We start from the raw sequence: 24,284 nt of genomic DNA on the forward strand, positions 1-24,284 counted from the left end.
GCCGGGCGGGCCCCGGAAGGCGAACGGGTGAGCGGGTGTCACACGGTGGTGCAGGACGTGCCGTTCAGGCTGAAGCCCGAGGGCTTGGCGAAGGCGCCGCTGGAGGTGCCCTGGAACCCGAAGGACACCTGGCCGCCGGCCGCGATCACGCCGTTGTGGGCGACGTTGCTCGCCGTGACGGTGCCGGACGACGGGGACAGGTTCGCGTTCCACGCGCCCGTGATCTGCTGCCCGGAGGGAAGGGCGAACGCGAGCTTCCATCCGCTGACGGGGGAGGAGCCGGTGTTGGCGACGGTCACGTCGGCCGTGAAACCGCCCTGCCAGACGTTCGTCGCGTAGGTCACCTTGCATGCCGTGGAGCCGCCGGGAGTGCCCGGGTCACCGCCGGAGGAGCCCAGGTTGACGGCGGAGGAGAACGAGTTCACGGCAAGGCCCGCCCCGTTGCTCCAGGGCTCGAAGCCCGCCTGGACGCTCGTCAGGTACCAGCTGTCCTGTGCCAGTCCACGGGCGACGGCCTGCCGCACGAAGTCCATGACGTCGAAGTTCCAGGCGGCGATCGACGACGGCGCCACGAACGACAGCACGTCGTTCGAGCCGTTGTTGCCGGACCACACCTGCCAGTCGCGCCCGGCCACGGTGGCGCTGCCGACCTGGGAGCCCACGGGCTGCACCGGGCCGACCTTGTTGAACCAGATCATGATCTCGGTCCGGTTCACACCGTCGGTGCGGGGCGTGGGGTCCAGCCAGATGTCGTAGGCGGCGTCGTACACCGCGTTGCCCACATAGCCGAACGAGATGCCGGTCGGCGCGCTGGAGATGCCGCGGAGCTGGGCGGGAAGGCCGGTTCCCGGCGAACAGTTGGTGTAGTGGCAGCCGTTGTAGACGGAAGGATACGACTTCGGGGCGCCGTTGGTGGGAACGGACCCGTCGGCCTGGGTGATCCTGAACCCCGAGTCGCCGACGGCGATGCACTGGGTGTCGTTGGTGCCCCAGCGGTTGTTCTGCACGACGTAGCGGCCCTGGATGGTCGTCGATCCGAACTGCTGGCAGATCGTGGTGTCGGCCTGCGCCGCCGGTGCGGTCGTCAGCAGCGCGGCGAGGGAGACGAGCGAGGTGAGCAGCGCGCCGAGCAGGCCACGCGCGCTCCGGGCATGGTGCGGTGAAGGACGCATGCGGATCCTCTGTGGAGGGAGGGGGGTGGGAGAGGCGATCCCGCGACCTCGTGAATGGGAGCGCTCCCAATCCTGGTTTCGGCTGGGACTGTAGGGATGGTTCGGGCGGCTGACAAGCCTGTCGGCACGAAGCCGTCGCGCCGGTTTCCGAGACGCGGGCGGGACAACGGCGGCGCGCGGCGCCGACGCCGGGCGCGCTCGCGGGCCGATCGGCCGGCGAACGTCAGGTGGATTCGCGGACCACCAGTTCCGTACGGAGGATGACGTGCCGCCAGGCCACGGCGCCCTCCTCCATCTCCTCCAGGAGCAGCCGCACCATGGCCCGGCCGATCTCCTCGATCGGCTGCCGCACCGTCGTCAGTCGCGGTGCGGTCCGCTGGGCCAGCGAGAAGTCGTCGAAACCGATCACGGCCACATCCTCGGGCACCCGGCGCCCGGCCGTGCGCAGCGCCTCCAGAGCCCCCGCGGCCGTGGTGTCCGACGCGGCGAGCACGCCGTCGATCTCCGGATGCCGTGCGATGAGGTCGGCCATCGCGCGCCGCCCGCTCTCCGCGGTGAAGTCGCTCTCGGCGACGCGCTGTTCGCCCTCGAGGCCCGCCAGCGCAAGTGCCTCCTGATACCCGCGCAGCCGGCACCGGGCCGCGTACAGGTCGAGCGGCCCGGTGATGGTGGCTATCGCCCTGCGGCCCTGCGCCAGCAGGTGGGAGACGGCGCTGCGGGCGCCGCCGATGTTGTCCGCGTCGACGTAGCTGACGTACTCCTCCCCGGAGCGGCGCCCCAGCAGCACGGTCGGCAACCGGGCGTCGGCGAGCATGTCCGGCAACGGATCACCGGCGTGCACGGACATCAGCAGGACTCCGTCGACCCGGCCGCCGCGCGCGTACTCGAGGAAGCGCTGCCGCTCGACGTCCGAGCGGACCAGGGTCAGCAGCAGCTGGAGCCCGGTGTCCGTCAGCGCGTCTCCGAGTGAGCGGACGATCTCGGAGAAGAAGGGTTCGGCGAACAGCCGCCAGTCCGGCTCCGTCATGACCAGCGCCACGGCGTCGGCCCGGCGCCCGGCCAGGGAACGGGCCGCGAGGTTGGGCACGTACCCCAGTTCCTCGATCGCCCGTTGCACGGCTCGCCGTGTCGACTCCTTCACGCCGGCCGCGTTGTTGATGACGCGGGAGACCGTGCCCCGCCCTACCCGTGCGTGGGCGGCCACCTCCTCCAGCGTCGGTGTCCCCGGGCGCCGTCTGCCCATGACCACCTCCCCCACGAGATCACCGATCGTAGCGGCCGGGGGCGGCCGGGCACATGACTTCACCCCACGGGCGCCTTGCCGGAGTCGCCGCTGGCCGGACGCTGGTTCTCCGCGCAGTTCCAGCAGCTGGTGCAGAACGCCTACCCGCCGCTGCCGTGATCCGCTGACGCGGTGAGCGTCCGTCGGGATCCGTGGCCCGGCCCGGCCGGGGACGGATCCCCATGGATACCCACGGACCCCGCTCACGGCACACCTGACCCCGGTACGCCGGCCGGCGGTGCCGGACGCGGCGCTCGCGGCGCACGATCATCGTCTCCGTGGCCCCGCCGGGCCCGCTTGGTCCCGGCGTCGGTTCTGTCTATTCTTGCCCGGTCCGGCCGTGCGCGGCGCCGTGCCCCGTCCCTGACGACCTCGGTCAATTCCGGTGACGGCAGCGGGAGTTGTCGGGGCGTGGCATCGCGCGAGCGACGGGCCGACGGTGTCGGCCCCTACGGGAGGGGGAGGTGCGTCGGATCCGCCGTGTCCGACCCGCCCGCGGGAGCCGAGGTACTGACGGAAGGCTGATGCATGGCCGGCCACCGGTCGGATGAGGGGGCGCACCCCCGCCCCGTCCCGAGAGGTCGACCGGCCGGCCGGTCGGCGCCCCGGGTGCTGCCGCCCGCGCTGCGCGGCCGGCTCGGACCGATCGCGGTCCTGGCCGCGCTGCTGGTCGTCGTGCTCGGGGTCCTGTACGCCGGCGACAGCGAGCCCGCGACGGTGGACGCCCGGATCTGGGCGGCGGTGGAGGGCGTGGCGTCGCCGTGGCGGTCCGTCGCGCTCGCCACGGACTTCCTGGGGGAGCCCGGGGGAGCGGCCACGCTGGTCGCGGTCGCCGGGTCGGGCTGCCTGCTGCTGCGCCGTCCTCACGCGGCCGTGCTCGTCGTCGCCGGCCCCGGCGTGGCCGTCGCGACGGCCACGGCGCTCAAGTCGCTGGTGGGGCGCACCATCCACGGTGAAGGCAACCTGTCCTACCCGAGCGGGCACACCGCCTTCCTCACCGCGCTCGCCCTGGTGGTCGCGCTGCTCGCGGCCGGCCGGCTCGGCCTCGGCAGGACGGCCGGCACGGCGCTCGTGCTCGCCGCGGCGCTGGTCGCCGGCGCCGCCATGGGCTGGGCACAGGTCGTCCTGGGCGCGCACTACCCGACCGATGTCCTCGGCGGCTGGTGCACCGCGCTGGCGGTGGTACCGGCGACCGCGTGGCTGATCGACCGGACGGCCGACCGGCGGGTGGACCGACCGGCCGACCGGCTCGCCGACGCCGGCCGGCGGGCGCGCCCCTGACGTCAGGTCACGTCACGCCCGGCTGCGGAAGACGGGCCTCACCGGCCGTCCCGCCAGCCAGGGGGTGGGGTCGGCGGCGTCCAGTGCCTTCCGGTACACCGCACAGGCCTGGGCCACCACGTCGACGGTGTGGTCGATGTCGGTGTCGTCGAGCGCGGCGCTCACCACGAACGACGGAGCCAGCACCCCGCCCGCGAGGAGCCGGCGCAGGAACAGCGTGCGGTACCGCTGCGAGGGCCGCAGGTGCTCGTCGAGGGTGGCGAAGACCAGGTTGCTGGCCCGGCCCCGGACGACGACGTGGTCGCCGACGCCCATGGCGGCCGCCGCGTCCCGGACCCCGGCCGCCAGCCGCTCGCCGAGGGCGTGCAGCCGGGCGGTGACGCCCTCTTCGGCATAGGTGCTCTGCACGGCCATCGCGGCCGCCAGGGAGTGCGTCTCCGCCCCGTGCGTGGTGGACAGCAGGAAGACCCGCTCGCCGGAGTGGCGCAGGCCGCCCAGCTCCATCAGGTCGCGGCGCCCGGCCAGCGCGGAGACGGCGCATCCGTTGCCGAGCGCCTTGCCGAACGTGGAGAGGTCGGGGACGACCCCGTACAGGCCCTGGGCGCCCGCTTCGGACCAGCGGAAGCCGGTGATCATCTCGTCGAAGATCAGGACGCAGCCGTGCCGGTCGGCCAGTTCGCGCAGACCGGCGAGGTATCCGGGCGGCGGCTCGGTCTGGGTGGCGGGTTCCAGGATCAGGCAGGCGACCTCGTCCCGGTACCGGGTGAGCAGCTCCTCCGTGGCGGCCAGGTCCCCGTAGGGGAACGCCACGGTGAGCTCGTTGGTCGCGTCCGGGATGCCGGCGGACATCGGAGTGGTGCCGATGAACCAGTCGTCGACGGAGAAGAACGGATGGTCGGCGCAGAGGGCCACCCGCGAGCGCCCGGTGGCGGCGCGGGCGAGGCGCACCGCGGCGGTCGTGGCGTCGGAGCCGTTCTTCGCGAACTTCACCATCTCGGCGGTGGGCACGGTGGCCAGGAAGCGTTCGGCGGCCTCGACCTCCACGACGGACGGCCGGACGAAGTTGCTGCCGCGGTCGAGTTCCCGTCGCACCGCCTCGGTCACGCGCGGGTGGGCGTGGCCGAGACTGACCGACCGCAACCCGGAGCCGTACTCGACGTAGCGGTTGCCGTCGATGTCCCACACGTGGGCGCCGCGGCCGTGGCTGATGACCGGGGCCAGGTGCTCGGGGTACTGGTCGTCGCCCTTGGCGTAGGTGTGCGCGCCCCCGGGGATCATGGTGTGCAGTCGCTCGTTCGCCGCCCGCGACCGGGGCAGGGAGAGCTCTTCGGTGCCTTCGGTGTTCACGCCTGCCTCAACTCTTCCGGTTCCGCAGGACCTCGGCGAGGCTCGGCGCCTTCAGGTCCCGCTGGGACATCGATGTGACCGGCAGCGGCCAGGGGACGGCTAGCTCCGGGTCGTCGAAGGCGATCGTCACGTCCTCGGCCGGATCGTGCGGGCGGTCGATCCGGTACGAGGTGTCGGCGGTCCCGGTCAGCGCCTGGAAGCCGTGCGCGCACCCCGCCGGGATGTACAGGGTCGCCTGCGTCTCGCCGGACAGCTCGAAAGAGGCCACGTTGCGGTACGTCGGCGAGTCCGGCCGCAGGTCCACGACCACGTCGAAGATCCGCCCGTACGAGCACCGCACCAGCTTGGCCTCGCCGGCGCCGGAGCGCAGGTGCAGGCCGCGCAGCACGCCCCGGACCGAGCGGGACAGGCTGTCCTGGACGAAGGCGTCCGGGTCGAGGCCCACCGAGCGGACCACGTCGGCGTCGAAGGTGCGGCAGAAGAAGCCGCGTTCGTCGGCGTACGGCGTCGGTTCGAACAGGTACGCGCCGGCGATCGCCGGGACGTCGCTCGCCTTCATGAAGCCTCCCGCAGGGCCTGGGCGTGGTCGGCCGCCGGGAACAGGGCGGCGGTCAAGGCGGTGAACTGGCTCTCGAGTTGCCGTACGGCGACCAGGTTCCGCTCGGCGAGGGTGCGCCGCAGCTCCGCCGAGCGCTCCTCCAGCGCCCGGAACTGCTCCAGCAGCCGGTCGGCGTCGACCTCGCGCGCCGGGTGGCAGTACGCGCCGAGACCCATCCGGGCCATGAGCGCGTCGCTCTTCGCCGCATAGCTGAGCGCGAGCGTCGGAGTGCCGGCCTTCAGCGCGCAGACCAGATTGTGGTACCGGGTCGCCACCACGGTGTCGGCAGCCGCCGTCTCCTTCATCAGGTCGGCCAGCGAGGTCGCCTCGGCGGCGCTGACCAGCGGCGAGTCCACCGCGTCGAGGATCGCGGCGACCACCGGCGCGTCGCACGCGTCGCCGGTGAGCAGCCGGACCGGCCTGCCGTCCTCGACCAGTGCCCGGACGAAGCGGGTCGTCCCGTCGAGGTAGCGCCGGTGGATCTCCTCGGCCCGGGCCCGGTCGTCGTTGCCGCCGTGGAAGTCCATGACGCCGACGCAGACCTGGCCCGGGGGGCCCGAGGGCGCGCTCCCCGACGGCGTCGGCAGGGCGAACGCGAGGTCCGGGAAGACCTCGTCGCGCGCGGTGTCCACGCCCATCGCCCGCATCGCGTCGCGGGACAGGGCGTCGCGGTACGACCGGTAGGCCGCCAGCCGCGCCGACCAGCGCACCAGGGTCCGGGTCGGCCGGTCGCCGATCGCGGCGGCGCCGACGCCGACCAGCGCGACCCGCGTGCCGAACAGCCGGCCGCTCGCGCAGAGCAGGAACAGCGCGTACGGGAACCCCCACGGCCGCAGCGGCAGCGTGGCCTCCAGGACGCCCATGCCGGGCACGATCACCACGTCGTGCCGGCGCACCCAGGCGGCGGTGCGGAAGGCGTCGACGAGTTTGCCGAGGCCCTTCCCCGCGATCGCGCCCGCCCGCGACGCGGTCCGGTACTCCCCGCGGTACCAGTGCAGCCGTGTCGCGGGGATCCCGTACCGGGCCGCGACGACCTCGGGTCCGCCGCACAGCGCGTCCACGACCGCCTGCGGATGCCGGGCGCGGAGGTAGCCGAGCGCGGCCTCGAGCGACCCGTCGTTGCCCAGGTTGCCGGAGCCGAGCAGGCCGAACAGCCCGACACGCACCGGGCGTCGGGCTCCGGACGTCATGTCTGCCTCCCCTCACGGCCGGCGACGAGGGCGTCGACGGAGACCGTGAGCCGGGCGGGGTCGACCGGGGCGCGGTCCTCGACGCGCTCGCCGGCGCCCGGCCGGACCCGGCTGGTCAGCCACGCGGCCAGGTGGCCGTAGCACGCGCGCCGGTCGGCCGGCGACAACGGCGCCCGCCGGATCGCCGAGGCGAAGCCCCACACGTACTCCGCGAGCAGCCGGGGCGTCGGGTGCAGCGGGCCCGCCCGGCGCGGGTCCAGGTTGACGCACCGGGAGCGCTTGGAAGGGTTGGCCCGCTCGGCGCGGGTGGGGTGGTCGCGGCGGAAGTACAGCAGCTCCGGCACCTGGTGGAACGGCCCGTGCAGGGTGATCTCCGCGACGAACGTGCGGTCCGCGTGGTGATAGCTGTCGTGCGGCTTCACCCGGCGCAGCACGTCGGCCCGCATCACCCCGTAGAAGTCGTCGCCGCCGGGCTCGAACAGCAGGCTGCGGAAGCGCTCGGGCGTGTGCGGCGAGTCGGTGGCCAGTCCGTACTCGTACGGGACCTTCACCCGGCCGTCGCCGTCGATGACCGCCTGGCCGGAGTGCGCGAGGATGACGTCCGGCCGTTCGTCCAGCGCCTCTACACAGCGCTTCAGCAGGTCCCGGGCGTACAGGTCGTCGTGCGAGGCCCACTTGAACAGCTCGCCCCGGCACTCGGTGAACACGTGGTTGTGGTTCGGCGCGGCGCCGATGTTGCGGGACAGCCGGATGTACCGGATGCGCGAGTCCTTCGCGGCGTACGCGCGGCAGATGTCCTGGGTCCCGTCGGTCGAGGCGTTGTCGGAGACGACCAGCTCGAAGTCCTCGTAGGTCTGGCCGAGCAGGGCGTCGAACGACTCGGCCAGGTACTCCTCGCCGTTGTACACGGGCAGGCCGATGCTCAGCCTGGGTCGGTCGGTCATGAGGTCCTCACTTCGGGAAGGATGTTCCGGTGGTGCTCGCGCAGGGCGGAGCGCAGTTGCAGCCACCACACGGCCGAGCCGGTGACGGTCGCGGCGGCGACGCCCCAGGCCGAGCCGACCGTGCCGGCCGCGGCCGCCCCGCCCAGGCCTCCGCCGACATAGCAGGCGGAGGCGAACAGCTGGCAGCGCAGGCTGCGCCGGGCCGCGCCGAGCGCGCGCAGCCCGGCCGCCGCACCGGTGCCGAGGCCCGCGCCCGCGACACCGATGGTGACCGGCACGACGAGCGCCGCCGCGGAGTGCCAGACGTCGCCGAGCACCAGCTCGCCGAGCCGGTCCGGCGCCAGCAGCAGCGCCCCGCCCCAGAGCAGGGCGCCGGCGGCCTGTCCGCCGCCCAGCACGAGGCAGAACGCGCCGAGCCGGTGCGGGGCCTGCCGCAGTACCCGCGCGGCCTCCGGGACGGTGACCAGCGACAGCCCCATCAGCACGGCGAGGAAGGGGCCGAGCAGGAGCTCGGCGCCCCGCACCGCGCCCACCGCGCCGACCCCGACGATCGCGCCCAGCCCGTACGCCCGCAGCTGGCTCGCGCCGCTGAGGCTCACGTTCTCGACGAGGTACCGGTAGCCGAGGTCGCGCTGCTCGCGCAGCCACCCGCGCGCCCCGGTCGGCCGCGGCCGGATGCCGGACTGGAGGCAGCCGTAGGCGGCGGCCACCGCGGCGGACGCGCCCCAGGCGAGCACGAAGGCGGCCACGCTGCCCACCCGGGCCGCCACGACCATGGCCGGGACGAGCGCGACGCCCCACACGAGGTCGTTGACGAACGCCTTCCGGCCGGCGCCCGCGGCGAAGAACGAGAACCGCCAGGCGTCCTGCAGCAGCAGCCCCGGCAGCACGACGCCGAGGCAGACGAACGCGGGCCCCACGCTGCCGCCGAGACCCGGCCCGACCACCAGACAGGCCGCGCCGAGGGCGGCGCCGACGCCGAGCGCGGTGCCCGTGGACCGGGCCACCGCGCCGCGCCAGGACGTGTCCGACACGCCGCTGAAGCGCACCACGAGCGGGTCGGTGGCCAGTCCGCGGGAGACGTTGAGCACCACGCCGTAGGTCACCCAGGCCAGGCTGAACACGCCGAACGCGGTCACCCCGAGCGAGCGCGCGACGTAGATCCCCACCGCGAAGTTGGTCATGCTGGACGCCGCCTGGTCGGCCAGTCCCCAGGACAGCCGTCCGACGAGGGCCCGCTTGGCGGACCTCGGGGCGTCCCCGGCCCGGTCCGCGGGCGGCGCCCCCGTCCTGTCCCCCTCGGTGCTCATCCGCGTCACGCCTTGATCAGCCCGGCGCCGTGCAGGGCGTCGGCCGCGGCGGCGACGGTGTCGAACGGCAGCCCGGACCGCTCGGCCACGTCCAGCAGCGCGTGCTCGCCGTCGGACAGACTGAGCACCCAGAGCAGGGCCATCTGGGCCTGCTTCGCGTCGCTGCGGCCGCCGAGCGAGTCGTACAGCCCGCGCCGGCCGAGCTGGGGTTCGCCGTAGGGGCTGAGGTTGACGTACCGCCGGTTGCGGTCGAGGACGGCGAAGGCCTCCCGGCAGACGGCGAGCGTGTCCGCCATCGCCTGGGGTGAGACGAAGTCCGGGTTGTCCGCCGAGGTGTGGTACTCGGGGTACCCGGCGTACGGGGTCCGGCTGAGCGAGCCCACGCCGAGATCGAATCCGGGCGAGCAGAACTGCCGCTCGTCGTAGCCGTACGGGGTGAACTCGGTGATGCGGTGCGGGCGTTCGGAGGCGGCCAGGACATGCCGCAGCACCCGGTCGATCTCCGCGTCGCCCCGCCTGCTCTGTTTGTAGGTCAGTTGGCCCCGGTCGCCGGCGCAGGCCAGCACCAGCCCGTGCTTGACCCGTTCGATCCGCTCCGCGTTGCGGGCCAGCCAGGTGATCGCCCCGATGGTGCCGGGCGCGAACAGGAACCGATAGGTGTAGTACGGCTTCTGCTCCGCCAGCGCCCGGGCCAGGTACGTCGCCACCGCGATGCCCGCCAGGTTGTCGTTGGCCAGCGACGGGTGACAGACGTGGCAGGAGACGATCACCTCGTCGGAGACCTGCCCGGGCACCACGTGCTCGGCGTAGGTGAGGTGGCCGTCGGCGAGCGTGGAGTCGACGCGCACCTCGTACTCGCCGTCCGGCAGCGCGTCCAAGGTCTCCTGGGCCAGGCAGAACCCCCACTCCGGCCGGTAGTAACTGGTGCGGTACGGCACCCACGTCGGGTGCTCCGGCAGGGTGTGCAGGTGCGCGCGCAGCTCGGCCAGCGGCATGGTCGCCGACACCGGCACGCTGTAGCCGAGCACGTGCAGGCTGGACGCGGCGAAGTCGACGACCCGGTGGCCGGCGGCGTCGGCGATGTACGCGTCCCGGATGTTCCACTCCTGCGGCACCGTCCAGTCGAGCACCTGGGTCCCGGTCGGCACCTCGTGCACCCGCAACGGGACGTACTCGCCGACGATCTCCAGGGTGGCGCGCACACCGTCGCCGGTGATGCTCCGGCAGAGCGGGTACAGCCGCTCCACCAGGGCGTGCATCTCTTCGCCGGCCGTGGTCATCGGCTCCACCGCAGAGTGTCGTCGACGGCGCCCGCGTCGGACGCCGCGCGCAGCACGGCCAGCCGGGTGAAGCGCCGCTCGAAGTCCTCCCGGGTCAGCCCGTGCTTCCGGTAGGCGTCGGCGAGTTCGAGCGCCCCCTGCTTCACCGTCCACTCGCAGTCGAAGCCGGGCACCGCGGCGCGGAACCGGGAGAAGTCCACCCGGTACGAGCGCGGATCGGCGCCGGTCTCCCCGGTGATCACCACCTTCGATCCGGCCACCGCCTCGGCCACCTGCTCGGCGATCTCGGCGACCGTGACGTTGTTGATCTCGCTGCCGATGTTGAACGCCCGGTCGTGCACCGCCTCGCGCGGCGCGGACAGCGCGGCGGTGAAGGCCCGTGCGATGTCGGCGGCGTGCACCAGCGGGCGCCAGGGTGTCCCGTCGGAGAGCACGAGCACCTCGCCGGACAGGAGGGCGTGCCCCACCAGGTTGTTCAGCACGATGTCGGCGCGCAGCCGGGGCGAGAAGCCGAACGCGGTGGCGTTGCGCATGTACACCGGGGTGAAGTCGCCGTCGGCGAGCGCGTGCAGGTCGTCCTCCACCCGCACCTTGGACTCCGCGTACGGCGTCACCGGGCGCAGCGGGGCGTCCTCGGTCACCAGGTCGTCCCCGCCGGCCGCGCCGTAGACGGAGCAGGTCGACGCGTACAGGAAGCGCCGCACCCCGGCCTCGCGGGCCAGCCGGGCCAGCCGCACGGAGGCCTGGTGGTTGATGTCGTAGGTGAGCTCCGGCGCGAGCGATCCCAGCGGGTCGTTGGACAGGGCGGCCAGGTGGATCACGGCGTCCACCCCGGCCACGTGCTCGGCCGTGACGTCGCGCAGGTCCACCCGGGGGCCGGGCGGATCGGCGGGCCGCGGGCCCAGCACGCAGTCGGCGAACAGGCCGGCGTCGAGACCGACGACCTCGTGCCCGGCGGCCGCGAGGACCGGTGCCATCACGGTGCCCAGATAGCCCTGGTGTCCGGTCAGCAGTACGCGCAAGGTTCATTCCCCCAGGTCGAGAGTGAGTTTGGTGACGGTGAACGCCTCGGCGTAACGCGCGTGGCATTCGATGCCGCGGATGCGCGCGAGGCCGAGGAAGGCCTCGCGGTCGTACCAGGGCCGGTGCCGTTGCGAGGGGTAGTGCTCCTGCAGCAGCCGTACCTTCCGTTCGGCGACCTCCACCGAGAGCGGCTGGTACGCCGTCGGACGGCCGAGGTCGCCGTCCCACTTGACGATCTCGTAGCGGAGCACCAGGTGGTCCCGGAACGCGGTGGTCATCAGCTTCGCCAGGCCGCGGTGGTCCTGGTGCGCGTCATCGGTGCGCGGGGCCAGCACGAGATCCGGCTCGGTCTGCGCGCGCAGTTCCTCGACCGCGGCCTTGGCCTCCTCCCAGTGCGCGGGCAGTCGGCCGTCCGGCAGCTTGTGCACCGTCAGCCGCAGGTCGGCGCCGGGGCAGAAGGCGGCCAGCGCGGCCCGCTCCTCCTGCTCCCGCTCGCCGCCGCCGCCGGAGAGCACCAGCGCGTCGACGCGGACACCCGGCCGGGCGAGGCACATCGTCAGCAGGGTGCCGCCGGCGCCGATGGCGATGTCGTCGCAGTGCGCGCCCACCGCGACGATCCGGTCCACGGGCCCGGTCCCGAGCCGGATCACGCGGTCCCCGCCCCGGCGCCCGCGGCCGCGCCGTCCCGCTCCCACACGGCCCACGGGCGGTCGCCCCGGGTGTAGGCGTCGTCGAGCGCGGCCCGCTCCTTCACGGTGTCGGTCGGCTTCCAGAAGCCGCGGTGCTGATGCGCCACCAGGCGTCCCCGCTTGGCCAGTTGGGCGCAACCGTCGGCGACCAGGTCCCCGCCCTCGGGTATGTGGTCGAAGACCTCCTGGCGGAGCACGAAGTAGCCGCCGTTCTCCCACAGCGGCAGTTCGCTCACCGCGGTGATGCCCCCCACCAGCCCGTCCTCGCCCAGGTCCACGCAGTGGAACGAGGACTGCGGCGGCACGACCATCATCGACGCGCCCGCGTCGCGCCGGGCGAACCGGTCGATCATCTCCGGCAGCGGGGCGTCGGTGAGCACGTCGGCGTAGTTGGCGAGGAACATCTCGTCGCCGTCCAGGTGATGCCGCACCCGGCGCAGCCGCTCCCCGATCGGCGACTCGATGCCGGTCTGCGCGAAGGTGATCGTCCAGTCGGCGATGTCGGTGGACAGCAGCTCGGGCCGCCCGCCCCGCAGCACGAAGTCGTTGGACGTCGTCTCGTCGTAGTTGAGGAAGAAGTTCTTGATGTGGTGGGCCCCGTACCCGAGGCACAGGATGAACTCGGTGTGCCCGAAGTAGGCGTAGTAGCGCATGACGTGCCAGATCAGCGGCCGCGGACCGACCATCGCCATCGGTTTGGGCATGTCGTCGGAGGCTCCGTTGCGCATACGCAGCCCGTAACCGCCGCAGAACAGAACGACCTTCATGACTTGACCTCGACAATGCTCAGTTCCGGGACGGGGAAGACCAGCCGGCCGCCCCACTCGTGCACGTAGGACAGTTGCTCGACCAGCTCGTCCCGCAGGTTCCACGGCAGGACGAGGACGTAGTCGGGCCGGTCGGCGGCGATCTGCTCGGGCGGCAGGATCGGGATCCGGGTGCCCGGGGTGAACCTGCCGTGCTTGTAGGGGTTGCGGTCGACCGTGTACGCCAGCAGATCGGGCCGGATGCCGCAGTGGTTGAGCAGGGTGTTGCCCTTGCCCGGCGCGCCGTAGCCGACGACGGTCTCGCCGCGCTCGGCCGCCTCGATGAGGAACCGCAGCAGGTCCCGGCGGACCTTGGCCACCCGGGCGGAGAACTCGGCGTACCCGGACAGCTCCTGCAGCCCCGCGGCCTTCTCCCGGTCCAGCACCTCGGCCACCCGCCGGCCCGGCTCGCCCGCCACCTCGGCCGGACGGGCCCACAGCCGGATGGAGCCGCCGTGCGTGGGCAGCAACTCGACGTCCACGAGGGCGAGTCCGCCGCTCGCCAGCGCCCTGATCGCGGACGCGACCGTGTAGTACTGGAAGTGCTCGTGGTAGATCGTGTCGTACTGGTTCTCCTCGATCAGGGTCAGCAGGTGCTGCACCTCGATGGAGACCCAGCCGTCGTCGGCGACCAGGGCGCGCAGCCCCTGGGTGAAGCCGACCACGTCGGGGATGTGCGCGTACACGTTGTTCGCCACGACCAGGTCCGCCGGGCCGTGCTCGGCGCGGACGCCGGCGCCGGTGTCCGGGTCCAGGAACGCCGTCAGCGTCGGCACACCCGCGTCCCGGGCCGCCCCGCCCACGTTCACCGAGGGCTCGACGCCCAGGCAGCGGATCCCCCGGTCCACCACGTGCCGCAGCAGGTATCCGTCGTTGCTCGCGACCTCGACCACGAAGGAGTCGGCGCCGAGCCCCACCCGCTGTGCGGCGTCGGCGACGAACGTGCGCGCGTGCTCCACCCAGGACGTCGAGAACGAGGAGAAGTACGCGTACTCGCTGAACGTCTCCTCCGGCGTGATCAGCGGAGGGATCTGCGCGAGCCAGCAGTCGGTGCAGACCCGCAGGTGCAGCGGGTACGCCGGTTCCGGCTCGTCCAGCCGGTCCGCGGCGAGAAAGCTCTCGCACGGCGGGGTCGCCCCCAGATCGACGACGCTCGCCAGCGCCGCCGAGCCGCAGAGTCGGCATCGTGTCATCTACTGCCCCCATCCCGCCCGCCCGGGTGCCCCCGGTGCGAGCCAGTGCTGTTGTCCCCTGTCGGCGACGGGCTGTCCCCGCCGCCGGACCGACCCGCGATCGCGGTGCGGTACCCCTCCACCAGGCGCTCCAGGCCGACGGCCGGGCTGAACCCCTGCTCGTAACGGACCCGGGCCGCCCGGCCCATCTCCCGGTTGCGGTCCTGTCCGACCGCGATCCGGCGTATGCAGGACGCGAGCGAGGCGGCCTCGCCCGGCCGGTGCAGCAGCCCGGTCACCCCGTCCTCGACGAGTTCGACGAAGGCGCCGTGACCGGCGGCGACGACCGGGACCCCGGCCGCCATCGCCTCCACGACCACCAGGCCGAACGCCTCCAGCCAGGTCGAGGGAGCCAGCACGGCGACCGACCGCGCGACCGCCTTCCGGCACTCCGCCACGTCGTAGAGGCCGACGTACCGGACGTCGTCCCGGCCCGCCGCCCAGGCGGTCACCTCCCGCTCCAGCGGCCCCGTGCCGGCGATCACGAGCGGGACGCCCACACCGCCGCCGGCGGCGATCTCGTCCCACGCGGCCATGAGCAGCCGCACGCCCTTGGCCTCCGCGAGCCGGCCGAGACAGAGCAGGTGCTCGCCGTCGCCCGACCGGCGAATACCCGGCTCGGGAACGAAGTTGTGCTTCACCGCCAGCCGCTCGGCCGGCATGCCGGACCGCACCAGGACGTCGCGCTGCGCCGCCGAGATGCAGAAGAACCGCTCCACGCCGGACCACCACCGCCGCCGGTTGACCGACAGGCTGACCGCGAGCGGCACGGTCGCCAGCCGCGAGTTCCGGTAGCAGCCGTGCCGCACGGCGGGCAGCGGCGCGGATCCGACGCACTCGGTGCACGGCCGGCCGTCCCGCTGCAGCGTGCCGGGCGGGCAGACCTGGGTGTAGTTGTGCAGCGTGGCCACGGCGGGCACACCGGCGTCGGCGCAGGCGGCCAGCACCGCGGGCGACAGCAGCGGGAAGACGTTGTGGACGTGCACGACGTCCGGCCGCTCGGAGCGGAGCCGGGCGGCGAGCTCCGCGCGGACCGCCGGGTTCCACGGCACCAGCAGGGGTAACGCGGCCTTGCCCAGCAGGGACCGGGCGGCGATGTCGTCGCTGCGCCGCTCGAACAGCTCGACGCGGTGGCCGGCCTCGCGCAGCAGCGCCACCTCCTGGTCGACGACCTTGTTCTCCCCGCTCGGCTGCGCCGAGGCATAGCGGTTGTGCACCACGAGGACGTGCATGGTCAGGCCACCTCCGATCTTCGGGCCCATTGCGGGACACGTCGTCGAGCGACTTCGGGTGCCGGGAGCGCCGTGGCGGCGGCGGGCGTCGCCAGCAGCGAGGCGGCCACGGCCAGGTGCAGCAGATACGGCGACGCGTCGCCCAGCCCGGCCTCGGTGTACGAGGCGATCCCGCAGTAGCTGATGAGGAAGATGGCGCAGGCCCTCGACAGCGAGGGCGGCCGCAGCAGCGCGACACCGCCCAGCACGACGATGATCGCCGCCACCAGGGCCACGCCGGTCATGCCCTGCTCGTGGTAGACGGCCAGCCAGCTGTTGTCGATGGGCAGCCCGCCGAACGACTTGTCGCCCAGACCCGCGCCGAACAGGTACTCCGAGGTCGTGCGGGGCGCCGCCAGCAGGGCGTGCCAGACCTTGGCCCGCCCGGTGAGGCTGGAGAAGTTCTCCTGGCTCTGTCCGCGCAGGAACCAGGCCTGCAGCGCGGAGCCGAACCCCACCGCGGCCACGGTGGCGCACACCACCGCCCAGGCGAAGAACCGGCGGGCGGCCGCGCTGGTCAGGACGAGCGAGCCGATCGCCAACGTGAGCCCGATGAGCAGGCCGAGCGTGGCCGTACGGGTGTGGGTCAGCGCGAGCAGGACGAGGGCCGGCACGACGATCACCGCCGCGCTGGTCCCGTCGGTCCTGCGGCCCAGCAGGAGCAGTACGGTGAGCCCGATGATCACCGCGGCGTACTGTCCGATCTGCGGGGGCGTGAGCGGCCACAACGCGCCCACCAGCCGTCCGCCGTAGAGCTCGGGCAGCGCGGCGCCCGGGGAGATGACCGCTCCGGCGGCCACCGACCCGAGGACCGCGAAGTACATCCGGATGTGGTGCCGGACGAACGTCAGGCCGCCGTCCCACCAGCGGCTGAGCAGCCACAGCGTGCCGACGAAGAGGGCCAGCCGGGCACAGCGGAACAGCGCGCCGAACCCGGACTCCAGGTCCGCGCTGGAGATCACGCTCGGCACCAGCAGCAGGGTGAGCAGGAACACGAAGGCGCTGGCCCGGATGCGCAGCCGGAGATTGACCGCCAGCGCCAGCGTGAACGCGGCGACCAGCGCGCCCATGGTGACCATCTGGATGAGGGACCGGGGCAGCGGGACGATGGTCTTCGCCCCGGCGGAGCCGAGCGTGTTGAGGATCAGCAGCCCCCAGACCGCCCCGACGGTCTTCGACATGTGGTCGGCGGTCATCTCAACCACCGTCCCGCGCGCGGAAGGTGCTGCCCGCGTCCTGCTGGTACGGCGTGCCCTGCCACTGCGCGGAGTCGAGGATCCGGCTCGGGTCGTGGGCGACGAACTTCCAGGGTCCGACGTAGGCGTTGTCGTGCCAGCGGTTGTGCTGCTCGCGGGTGATCGCCTCGGCCACCCGCTCGCCCTGGTACGGCGACCAGTCCGGGTAGCTGCCGTAGTTGGCCAGCACCGCCATGCGGTCGCACTTCACCGTGCAGTCGACGACGGCCTTGTCCAGCACGAAGCGGTTGCCGTGGATGTCCACCCGCTGGGTCTTCCAGCGGCAGTCGGCGTAGAGCGGCGCGGTGGCGATCGCCGGCTGCGCGCAGCGGTCCTTCTTCGGCACCAGCAACGTGCAGTCACCGGAGGAGGTGTTGGCCGGGCTGTTGCAGAACCGGTCGGCGTTCTCCCACAGGGTGATCCCGGACCAGTTGTTCTCCAGCACGTTCCGGTAGATCTCGATCTTGTCGGTGCGGGCCCGGATCCGTGGTTCGCCGCCGGACTCGGACAGATAGACGGTCGCGAACGGGAAGTTGTCGCCGCGGTCGGCGTACCTGCGGCCCTCGACCCAGTTGTTCCGCCGGATCGTGTTCTTCCGGATGACCGCGTTGTAGCTGGTCTCGTAGATCAGCGCGGCGCCGTCGTTGGCCTCGATCACGTTGTCCTCGACGAGGAAGTCGTTGTTGTTGGTGTCCGCCCACAACCCGGCTCCGCGGTTGTCGTGCACCCAGTTGCCGCGGATGTCGGCGCCGTCGACGGCCCAGAACTTGACGCCTCCGGTACAGCCGCAGCCCGGCCGCCGCCGCTCCCAGTCGTCCTTGTTGTTGCCCACGATCTCGTTGCCCTCGACCACCAGACCGCTGATGCGGCCGGCCCCCTTGTACGCGTTCATGCCGTACTGGCCGTTGTCGCGCAGGCAGTTGGCGCGGACCTGCTGGCGGGCGCCCGCCATCAGGGCGGCGCCGGAGTTGTTCTGGATCGTCGCATGCTCGATCACCCACCCGTCGGCCGAGTCGTGGTTGACCACGCCCTCGTCGTGCGGCGCGACGAAGCCCTGCACGGTCAGGTACCGGATGGTGACGTCGGGGGCGGTGCCGCCGAACGCGTACTGGTTGGTCCTGCGGCCGTCGAGCACCGCGCCGGGCGCGCCGAGATAGCTGTCCCCCTTCTTGGGGATGACCTGGGCGTAGCGGTCCGGATCGAGCCGGTGCGTGCCCGGGCGGAGCCAGAACGTCGTGTTCGGCGGGCTGTTCTTCGTCTTCGTGGCCAGGTCGCCGGCCACCGCGGGGTCGACCGTCACCGCGCCCGCCGGCGCCTTCGCCGGTCCGGCCGCGGGCGCGGCGCACACCCGCGCCACGGAGGTGGACGGCGCGGCGGTCGGCTTCGGCCGTGCGCCCGGCGTGCTGTCGCACCCGGTCGCCGCCAGCAGGGCCGTAGCCAGCGTCGCCGCCGGCCATGCCCAGTGCCGCCACTTGATCCGCAAGCGTCCTCCCTAGCCGTGGAACCTGAGTACGGTGGTGAACTCCGCCGTGCCGTCGGCGAAGCCGCTGCCGACCAGGGTGGTGGCGGGCTCCTTGCGCCCGAAGCCGGGGGAGTACCAGCCCAGCGGCGGGCCGCTCTCGCCGCGGTGCTCCCGCCAGTCCAGCTGTCCGGGCAGGTCGAGCGCCGCGGAGCGGTCCTCGCCGTCCCGGGTCCAGGTGAGGACGGCCCGGTTCCCCTCCAGTTCCGCGGTGATCGTCGGGCCGAGGTGGAACGCCAGGCGCACGGCCCGGCGCGGGCCGCGTACCTCGTCGACCACCCTCAGTTCCTGGCCGGCGGCCGTCAGCTCCACCTGGCGGCGGTGCGTGGAGGGCCGGTAGCCGTCGTGCTCGGCGCACCAGCGGGCCGTGCCCCCGTCGGCGGCGCCGGAGGTGTCCGCGACCAGGACGCGGCTGCGGGCGTGCCGGGTCCACAGGAACGGACCGCCGGAGACGGACTGGTCGCCGCCGTCCAGCTGCAGGGTGTTGTGGGCGAGGGTCGAGCGGAAGTACCGCCGCCAGGCGGGCTGCCCGTGATAGCAGAACGTCCCCGGGTCGGCGAGCACGTCGACCCCGTCCTGCCGGACCTCCACGGACAGCGCGTCCGCGTGGGCATGTGCGGCGATGGACAGGAATCCGTGCGGACCGCCGTCGCAGCGGCACCAGATCCCCGCCGGACCCCGCAGGATGGTCATGCCCGCGTCGGCGAAGTGCGCGGGCCGGTCCGCCGGACGGTCCACCGCCGGCGCGGTCGCGTCCTTCGCGTACGGCCGGACGAGCGCGGCCAGCAGCGGGGTGCGCACATCGGTGCCGGTCACCGCCGGCCACCAGGCGAGCCGGCCGAACACGGCGTCCCCGGTGGCCAGCAGCGAGGCCCAGCGGTCGGTGCCCGCCCCGTCCACGACCAGACCGTGCCCGTCGTCCGCGTCCCCCTGGCGCGGCGGCCGGAGCCGGTCGTCCACGACGGCCGCGAGCGCGTCGGTCATCCGCAGCAGCGTCAGCCGGACCGACGCGGGGACCGGCACACCGGCGGCGTCCGCCTCGGCCACCGCGGCGAGGCCGAGCTCCAGCACCAGTCCGTGGTACTCCGTGGCCAGTTCGCGGTTCAGACCGGAGCCGAAGGTGTTGCCGCGCAGGTGCCGCTCCAGTGACCGCAGCGCGTCGGCCCGCCACCGGGCCGAGGAGGGGAACCAGCCGAACGCGCAGGCCGCGGCGAACTGTCCGGCGGCCTCGGCGACGACGTGATTGTTCGCCGAGGAACCCCGGCTGGGGAAGGCGGCCAGCCAGCGCTGGTGGTGCCAGATCTGGTTCAGCGCCACCGGGTTGTCCTCGAACAGCCCGGCCGCGCCCGGCCAGCCGTCGAGCAGCCGGCGGATCCACACCCAGGACAGCAGCCGGATCCCCAGCTCGATGCCGCTGGTCCAGTGCACTCCGCGCAGCGGCGCGTTGCCCGCCCACCACGACCGCAGATGCGCGGCGACGCGCTCGGCGTACCGCTCGTCCCCGGTGAGCGCGTAGGCGCCGGCGAGCACGGTGAGGTACTGGTGCCGGGACAGTTCCCAGATCTGCTTGATGTCCCCGACCGCGTCCTCGTTGCGGTAGGGCACGTCGAAGGCGTACCCCCATGGAGCCCGGCGCCCGGTCTTCGGGTCGTGCCACCAGTCCGGGTCGGCCAGGTCGTCGCGGTCCACCCCGAAGAACACGGCGTGCCCGTCCATCAGCCGGTCGGCCTCGGCGACGAGACGTTTCGCGGCGTCCGGCGGCACCGCGGCGATCGCCCCCGCGGGCAGTACCGCGGTGAACCGGGCGCCGGTCACGCCCGGGCAGTCCGGCCGCACCGACCGCCACCGCCGTCTGCGCGCCGCGTCGGCCAGCCGGCCGCCGACCTCCCGCGGTCCCATCCGGGACAGCCGCCGCAGGTACCAGCCGGCGCTCATGGTCATCGCGGCCCCGCCAGCGTCACGGGCGCGCCGGCGGCCAGGCCGGTCTGCACGGCGAGCGTCGCCGCCGTGGTGGCGACCAGCGACTCCAGCGGCACCGGCATCGGCCCGCCGGTCCGCACGGCCCTGACGAACGCGGCCAGTTCGGCGGACTGGCCCTTGTCCCGCGCCTTCGGCAGCCGTGAACTCGCCCACCGCTTGCGGCCGTACACCGAGGCGCGGACGAAGTCGTCGAGCCGCAGCACCTTGCCGTCCGCGACCAGGTCCAGCGTCTCCTTGGGGAAGCCGGGGGAGCCGGTGGTGACGTAGCTGATGGTGGCGGTGGACCCGTCCGGGTAGCGCAGCACGACCTGCAGGTCCTCGTTGCCGGACGCGGCGACGGCGTACACCGAGACCGGGTCGGCCTGGAGCAGCCAGCTCGCCGTGTCGATGAAGTGGCCGCCCTCACCGGCGAACCGGGAGCCCTCGGTGCCCTGTTGGAGGTACCAGCTGCCCTGCTGCAGCCGGCCCGCGTTGACGAGGTAGCGCAGGCTCGCGGGTCCGGTCCGGGGGCCGAACCGTGTCCGGGCCTCCTGCAGCAGCGGAGCGAACCGGCGGTTGAAGCCCACCTGCAGCCGGTCGTTGCCGGACTCCTCCACCGCCGTGAGCACATTGGCCAGCTCGTCCTCGGTGAGGGCCAGCGGCTTCTCCACGAACACCGCCTTGCCGGCCAGCAGCGCCTTCCGGGTCAGCTCGGCGTGCGAGCTGTGGCGGGTGACGACGAACACCGCGTCGACGGACGGGTCGCCGAGCACGGCGTCGAGATCGGTGGTCGCCCCGGCGAAGCCGAACTTCCGCTGCGCGTTGGCCGCGGACAGCGCCGTCGTGGTGACGACCGTGGACAGCTCGACGCCGTCGCGCTGGGCCAGGTGCGGAAGCAGCATCGACGTCGCGTAGTTGCCCGCGCCGACGAACGCCAGCCGCACCGGCGCCTTCGCGGACCGGGCCGGGGCGGACGCTCCGCCGCCGCGCCGCACCGCGGGCACGGCCACCGCCGGGGCCTGCGCCTCTCCGGCCTCCCCGGCCTCCTCCTTCTGCTCGGGATACCGGAACAGCACGGCCACGGCCTTGAGATCGCCGTCCTTCAGGCGCCGGTACGTCTCGACGGCGTCGTCGAAGGCGGCGACGTGGGAGATCAGGGGCTCGACGTCGACGCTGCCGCGGGCGAGGAGATCGAGGAAGCAGGCCAGGTTGCGGCGCTCGGTCCAGCGCACGTAGCCGATCGGGTAGTCCCGCCCCTGCAGTTCGTACTCCGGGTCGTAGCGCCCGGGGCCGTAACTGCGCGAGAACCTGACGTCGAGCTCCTTCTCGTAGTACGCGTTCCACGGCAGGTCCAGGCGGCACTTGCCGATGTCGACGACCCGGCCGCGGTCCCGGCAGAGCCGCGCGGCCAGCTCGACGGGCTGGTTGCTGCCGCCGCCGGCGGCCAGGTACACCTGGTCCACGCCGTGCCCGCCGGTCAGTTCGGCGACGGCGCTCTCCACGGCGGCGGACGCGGGATCGCCGCAGGCCGCGGCGCCCAGGCGCTCGGCGAGCTCGCAGCGCACCGGGTCGGGGTCGGCCCCGACGACGCGGACGCCCGAGGCGGTCAGCAGCTGCACCACCAGCTGCCCGATCAGCCCGAGGCCGACGACCAGCGCCACCTCGCCGAGCTGCGGCTCGCCCTGGCGCACGCCCTGCATCGCGATCGACCCGACGGTGCCGAAGGCCGCGTGCCGCGGCGCGAGGCCGTCCGGCACCCGGGCGTAGAGGTTCTTCGGCACCCAGTTCAGCTCGGCGTGCAGCGCGTGCTCGTTGCCGGCGCAGGCCACCAGGTCGCCGACCTTCACCTCGTCGATCCCGGCGCCGACCTGCTCGACGACCCCGCACAGCGAGTAGCCCAGCGGCGTGTAGGAATCCAGTTTGCCCATCACCTTGCGGTAGGTGGCGGGCACCCCGTTGGTGGCCACGCTCTGCATCACCTTGGCCACCTGGTCCGGCCGGGAACGGGCCTTGCCCAGCATCGACATGCCGGCCTCGGACACCTTCATGAGCTCGGTCCCGGTGGAGATCAGCGAGTAGGCGCTGCGGACCAGCACACCGCCCGGCTTGCACCCCGGCACCGGCACGTCGAGCACCGCGAGCTCGCCGGTCTTGTAGTTCTGAACAACCTGTTTCACCCGAAGTCCTCTGTCTCTGCCGTCTCTGCTGTCTCTACGCCGTCAGTGAGATGTTCTGGCCGGCCCCGGAGGTCGCGCCGCGGTACCAGTACTCGAGGGTCAGCACATGCCACAGATGCTTGGAGAAGTCCCGGTGCCCGGCGGCGTCCTCGGCGACCATGCGGGCCAGCGCGTCGCGGCGCAGGAACCCGGAACGCACGAGCTCGCCGTCGTCGACCACCTCGCGCACCAGCGGAGCCAGATCCCGGCTCATCCAGGCCCGCAGCGGGGCGCTGAACAGGCCCTTGGGCCGGTACACGATCTCCCGGGGCAGGACCGAGGCGGCCGCCTCCTTGAGGACGGCCTTGCCCTGCCGTCCGACGATCTTGCGGTCGCCCGGCACGGAGAACGCCGCCTTGACCACCTCGACGTCCACGTACGGCACCCGCACCTCCGTCGACGCGGCCATGCTCGACCGGTCCGTGTAGGCGAGGTTCAGGCCCGGCAGGAACATCCGGGCGTCCCCCAGGCACATCCGGTTGACGAAGTCGTCGAGTGCGTTGTCCTCGTAGACGTCCGCGTGCTCGGTCAGCACGTCGTCGACCGTCCCGGCCAGGTCGGGATCGATCAGGGCGAGCAGCTCCTCTTGGTCGTACATGGTGTAGCTGCGCCGGAACGCGGTCTCCTCCGGCAGATCGGCGAAGGAGAGGAACCGCTTCGCGAAGCGCACCGACCGGTACCCCCGGCGGGCCGTGGCGACCGGCAGCCGGTCCACGACCCCGGACACACCGCGCCGCAGCGGCCGCGGGACGCGCTGGTAGCGCAGCGCGATCAGGTTGGCCAGGTGCTTGCGGTAACCGGCGAACAGCTCGTCGGCGCCCATCCCCGAGAGCATCACCTTGACCCCGGCCTCCCGGGCCGCCTGGCAGATCAGGAACGTGTTGATCGCGGCGGGGTCGCCGATCGGCTCGTCCAGGTGGTACGTCATCTGCGGCAGCAGGTCGAGGACGTTCGGAGCGATCTCGATCTCGTGCAGGTCGACGCCGAACCGCTCGGCCACCTGCCGGGCGTAGCGCAGATCGTCCGGCATCGCCTCGAACCTGGCGTCCTCGGCGCGGAACCCGATCGTGTAGGCGGAGATCCCGGGCCGGTCACGGGCCGCCAGCGCGGTCAGGTAGCTGGAGTCGAGACCGCCGGAGAGGAAGGTCGCCACGGGCACGTCGGAGAGCAGGTGGCGCCGGGTCGACTCCTCGACGACGGCGGCGATGTCCGGCAGCTCGCCGGCCCGGGCCCGCTCCTGGGCCTCGGCGGCGACGTCCCGGAGGTTCCAGAACCGTCCGCGCTCCACCCGGCCGTCGGCCCGGCACCGGAGCCAGCTTCCCGGCGGCAGCTTCTCCGCCTCGCGGAACGCGCACCGTGAGTCCGGCACCCAGTAGTAGAGGAGCGAGGCCACCAGCGCCGCGTGGTCCACCTCCAGCGACCCGCCGGTCACGGCGCCGAGCGCCTTCAGCTCGGAGGCGAACACCAGACCCTCGCCGCGCCGGAGCAGGAACAGCGGCTTGATGCCGAGCTGGTCGCGGGCGAGCACCAGGTCACCGGTGCGCTCGTCGAAGACGCCGAACGCGAACATGCCGCGCAGCCGGGGCAGACAGTCCGTGCCCCAGCGCCGCCAGGCCTCCAGCAGCACCTCGGTGTCGGAGGTGCCGCGGAAGCGGACCCCGGTGGCCGCCAGCTCGGCGCGCAGCTCGGGCGCGTTGTACAGCTCGCCGTTGTACGTCAGGACGAGGCCGTCCGAGACCATCGGCTGGGCGCCGGTCTCGGACAGGTCGACGATGGCCAGCCGGCGGTGCCCGAGGTGCACTTCGCCGTCGCCGACGGGGTGGCTGTACCGGCCGGCCCCGTCCGGACCGCGGTGGGCGAGGGTCTCGGTGAGCCGGTCGGTCACGGCCTTCCCGTCCGGCCACCGGTACGTGCCTGCGATGCCACACAT

At 73.1% G+C, this 24,284-nt stretch carries 19 protein-coding genes; 1 reads left to right on the forward strand and 18 read right to left on the reverse strand.

The window, feature by feature from the left end; all coding sequences use genetic code 11:
• Nucleotides 1–38: 38 nt before the first annotated feature.
• Nucleotides 39–1,172, reverse strand: a complete 1,134-nt coding sequence (locus J2X68_RS08670) for a GH12 family glycosyl hydrolase domain-containing protein (protein WP_310431871.1) — start codon at nt 1,170–1,172, stop codon at nt 39–41.
• A 223-nt stretch (nt 1,173–1,395) separates the two neighbouring features.
• Nucleotides 1,396–2,415: a LacI family DNA-binding transcriptional regulator gene (locus J2X68_RS08675; protein ID WP_310431872.1), complete on the reverse strand. Its 1,020-nt coding sequence runs from the start codon at nt 2,413–2,415 to the stop codon at nt 1,396–1,398.
• A gap of 648 nt (nt 2,416–3,063) precedes the next feature.
• On the opposite strand from J2X68_RS08675, the gene J2X68_RS08680 reads away from it, so the two are divergent.
• Nucleotides 3,064–3,735 (forward strand): phosphatase PAP2 family protein, encoded by a 672-nt coding sequence (locus J2X68_RS08680; RefSeq protein ID WP_310431873.1) that lies wholly within the window; start codon nt 3,064–3,066, stop codon nt 3,733–3,735.
• Between the two features lie 12 nt (nt 3,736–3,747).
• On the opposite strand, the gene J2X68_RS08685 is transcribed toward J2X68_RS08680, so the two are convergent.
• The 16 genes from J2X68_RS08685 to asnB are packed head-to-tail and all read right to left on the reverse strand — an operon-like array spanning nt 3,748 to nt 24,284.
• Nucleotides 3,748–5,082, reverse strand: a complete 1,335-nt coding sequence (locus J2X68_RS08685) for a glutamate-1-semialdehyde 2,1-aminomutase (protein ID WP_310431874.1) — start codon at nt 5,080–5,082, stop codon at nt 3,748–3,750.
• Nucleotides 5,083–5,089: 7 nt separating this feature from the next.
• A complete protein-coding gene (rfbC, locus tag J2X68_RS08690) occupies nt 5,090–5,641 on the reverse strand; it encodes a dTDP-4-dehydrorhamnose 3,5-epimerase (protein ID WP_310431875.1) in 552 nt (183 codons plus the stop codon).
• Nucleotides 5,638–6,870, reverse strand: coding sequence for a polysaccharide pyruvyl transferase family protein (locus J2X68_RS08695; protein ID WP_310431876.1), 1,233 nt, complete (start codon nt 6,868–6,870; stop codon nt 5,638–5,640). The genes rfbC and J2X68_RS08695 overlap by 4 nt, the downstream gene beginning before the upstream one ends.
• Nucleotides 6,867–7,814 (reverse strand): glycosyltransferase family 2 protein, encoded by a 948-nt coding sequence (locus J2X68_RS08700; protein WP_310431877.1) that lies wholly within the window; start codon nt 7,812–7,814, stop codon nt 6,867–6,869. The genes J2X68_RS08695 and J2X68_RS08700 overlap by 4 nt, the downstream gene beginning before the upstream one ends.
• Nucleotides 7,811–9,124 carry a hypothetical protein gene (locus J2X68_RS08705; RefSeq protein WP_310431878.1) on the reverse strand — a complete coding sequence of 438 codons (1,314 nt, stop codon included), beginning with the start codon at nt 9,122–9,124 and terminating at the stop codon, nt 7,811–7,813. Before J2X68_RS08705 ends, J2X68_RS08700 begins: the two co-directional genes overlap by 4 nt.
• Nucleotides 9,125–9,129: 5 nt before the next feature.
• Nucleotides 9,130–10,404 (reverse strand): DUF4910 domain-containing protein, encoded by a 1,275-nt coding sequence (locus J2X68_RS08710; protein WP_310431879.1) that lies wholly within the window; start codon nt 10,402–10,404, stop codon nt 9,130–9,132.
• A complete protein-coding gene (locus J2X68_RS08715) occupies nt 10,401–11,426 on the reverse strand; it encodes an SDR family oxidoreductase (RefSeq protein WP_310431880.1) in 1,026 nt (341 codons plus the stop codon). Before J2X68_RS08715 ends, J2X68_RS08710 begins: the two co-directional genes overlap by 4 nt.
• A gap of 3 nt (nt 11,427–11,429) precedes the next feature.
• Nucleotides 11,430–12,077 carry a PIG-L family deacetylase gene (locus tag J2X68_RS08720; protein WP_310431881.1) on the reverse strand — a complete coding sequence of 216 codons (648 nt, stop codon included), beginning with the start codon at nt 12,075–12,077 and terminating at the stop codon, nt 11,430–11,432.
• Nucleotides 12,074–12,883, reverse strand: a complete 810-nt coding sequence (locus J2X68_RS08725; protein WP_310431882.1) for a glucose-1-phosphate cytidylyltransferase — start codon at nt 12,881–12,883, stop codon at nt 12,074–12,076. Before J2X68_RS08725 ends, J2X68_RS08720 begins: the two co-directional genes overlap by 4 nt.
• On the reverse strand, nt 12,880–14,115 hold the full coding sequence (locus J2X68_RS08730; protein WP_310431883.1) for a class I SAM-dependent methyltransferase: 1,236 nt from the start codon (nt 14,113–14,115) through the stop codon (nt 12,880–12,882). Before J2X68_RS08730 ends, J2X68_RS08725 begins: the two co-directional genes overlap by 4 nt.
• Nucleotides 14,112–15,386: a glycosyltransferase gene (locus J2X68_RS08735; RefSeq protein ID WP_310431884.1), complete on the reverse strand. Its 1,275-nt coding sequence runs from the start codon at nt 15,384–15,386 to the stop codon at nt 14,112–14,114. The genes J2X68_RS08730 and J2X68_RS08735 overlap by 4 nt, the downstream gene beginning before the upstream one ends.
• A 2-nt stretch (nt 15,387–15,388) precedes the next feature.
• On the reverse strand, nt 15,389–16,621 hold the full coding sequence (locus J2X68_RS08740) for an O-antigen ligase domain-containing protein (protein WP_310431885.1): 1,233 nt from the start codon (nt 16,619–16,621) through the stop codon (nt 15,389–15,391).
• Nucleotide 16,622: 1 nt separating this feature from the next.
• A complete protein-coding gene (locus J2X68_RS08745; RefSeq protein WP_310431886.1) occupies nt 16,623–18,143 on the reverse strand; it encodes a right-handed parallel beta-helix repeat-containing protein in 1,521 nt (506 codons plus the stop codon).
• Nucleotides 18,144–18,152: 9 nt separating this feature from the next.
• Nucleotides 18,153–20,120 carry an alginate lyase family protein gene (locus tag J2X68_RS08750; protein ID WP_310431887.1) on the reverse strand — a complete coding sequence of 656 codons (1,968 nt, stop codon included), beginning with the start codon at nt 20,118–20,120 and terminating at the stop codon, nt 18,153–18,155.
• A complete protein-coding gene (locus tag J2X68_RS08755) occupies nt 20,117–22,315 on the reverse strand; it encodes a bi-domain-containing oxidoreductase (protein WP_310431888.1) in 2,199 nt (732 codons plus the stop codon). Before J2X68_RS08755 ends, J2X68_RS08750 begins: the two co-directional genes overlap by 4 nt.
• Before the next feature lie 34 nt (nt 22,316–22,349).
• Nucleotides 22,350–24,284, reverse strand: a complete 1,935-nt coding sequence (asnB, locus tag J2X68_RS08760; RefSeq protein ID WP_310431889.1) for an asparagine synthase (glutamine-hydrolyzing) — start codon at nt 24,282–24,284, stop codon at nt 22,350–22,352.

The organism is Streptomyces sp. 3330, from assembly GCF_031456635.1.
In the GTDB taxonomy this organism is placed as follows: domain Bacteria; phylum Actinomycetota; class Actinomycetes; order Streptomycetales; family Streptomycetaceae; genus Streptomyces.

Excerpts from the sequence above, each read along its gene's own strand:
- J2X68_RS08725 (WP_310431882.1), bottom strand. The coding sequence starts at position 12,883 with ATGAAGGTCGTTCTGTTCTGCGGCGGTTACGGGCTGCGTATGCGCAAC.
- J2X68_RS08695 (WP_310431876.1), bottom strand. The coding sequence starts at position 6,870 with ATGACGTCCGGAGCCCGACGCCCGGTGCGTGTCGGGCTGTTCGGCCTG.
- asnB (WP_310431889.1), bottom strand. The coding sequence starts at position 24,284 with ATGTGTGGCATCGCAGGCACGTACCGGTGGCCGGACGGGAAGGCCGTG.
- J2X68_RS08740 (WP_310431885.1), bottom strand. The coding sequence starts at position 16,621 with ATGACCGCCGACCACATGTCGAAGACCGTCGGGGCGGTCTGGGGGCTG.
- J2X68_RS08675 (WP_310431872.1), bottom strand. The coding sequence starts at position 2,415 with ATGGGCAGACGGCGCCCGGGGACACCGACGCTGGAGGAGGTGGCCGCC.
- rfbC (WP_310431875.1), bottom strand. The coding sequence starts at position 5,641 with ATGAAGGCGAGCGACGTCCCGGCGATCGCCGGCGCGTACCTGTTCGAA.
- J2X68_RS08700 (WP_310431877.1), bottom strand. The coding sequence starts at position 7,814 with ATGACCGACCGACCCAGGCTGAGCATCGGCCTGCCCGTGTACAACGGC.
- J2X68_RS08710 (WP_310431879.1), bottom strand. The coding sequence starts at position 10,404 with ATGACCACGGCCGGCGAAGAGATGCACGCCCTGGTGGAGCGGCTGTAC.
- J2X68_RS08750 (WP_310431887.1), bottom strand. The coding sequence starts at position 20,120 with ATGACCATGAGCGCCGGCTGGTACCTGCGGCGGCTGTCCCGGATGGGA.
- J2X68_RS08670 (WP_310431871.1), bottom strand. The coding sequence starts at position 1,172 with ATGCGTCCTTCACCGCACCATGCCCGGAGCGCGCGTGGCCTGCTCGGC.
- J2X68_RS08735 (WP_310431884.1), bottom strand. The coding sequence starts at position 15,386 with ATGCACGTCCTCGTGGTGCACAACCGCTATGCCTCGGCGCAGCCGAGC.
- J2X68_RS08730 (WP_310431883.1), bottom strand. The coding sequence starts at position 14,115 with ATGACACGATGCCGACTCTGCGGCTCGGCGGCGCTGGCGAGCGTCGTC.
- J2X68_RS08705 (WP_310431878.1), bottom strand. The coding sequence starts at position 9,124 with ATGAGCACCGAGGGGGACAGGACGGGGGCGCCGCCCGCGGACCGGGCC.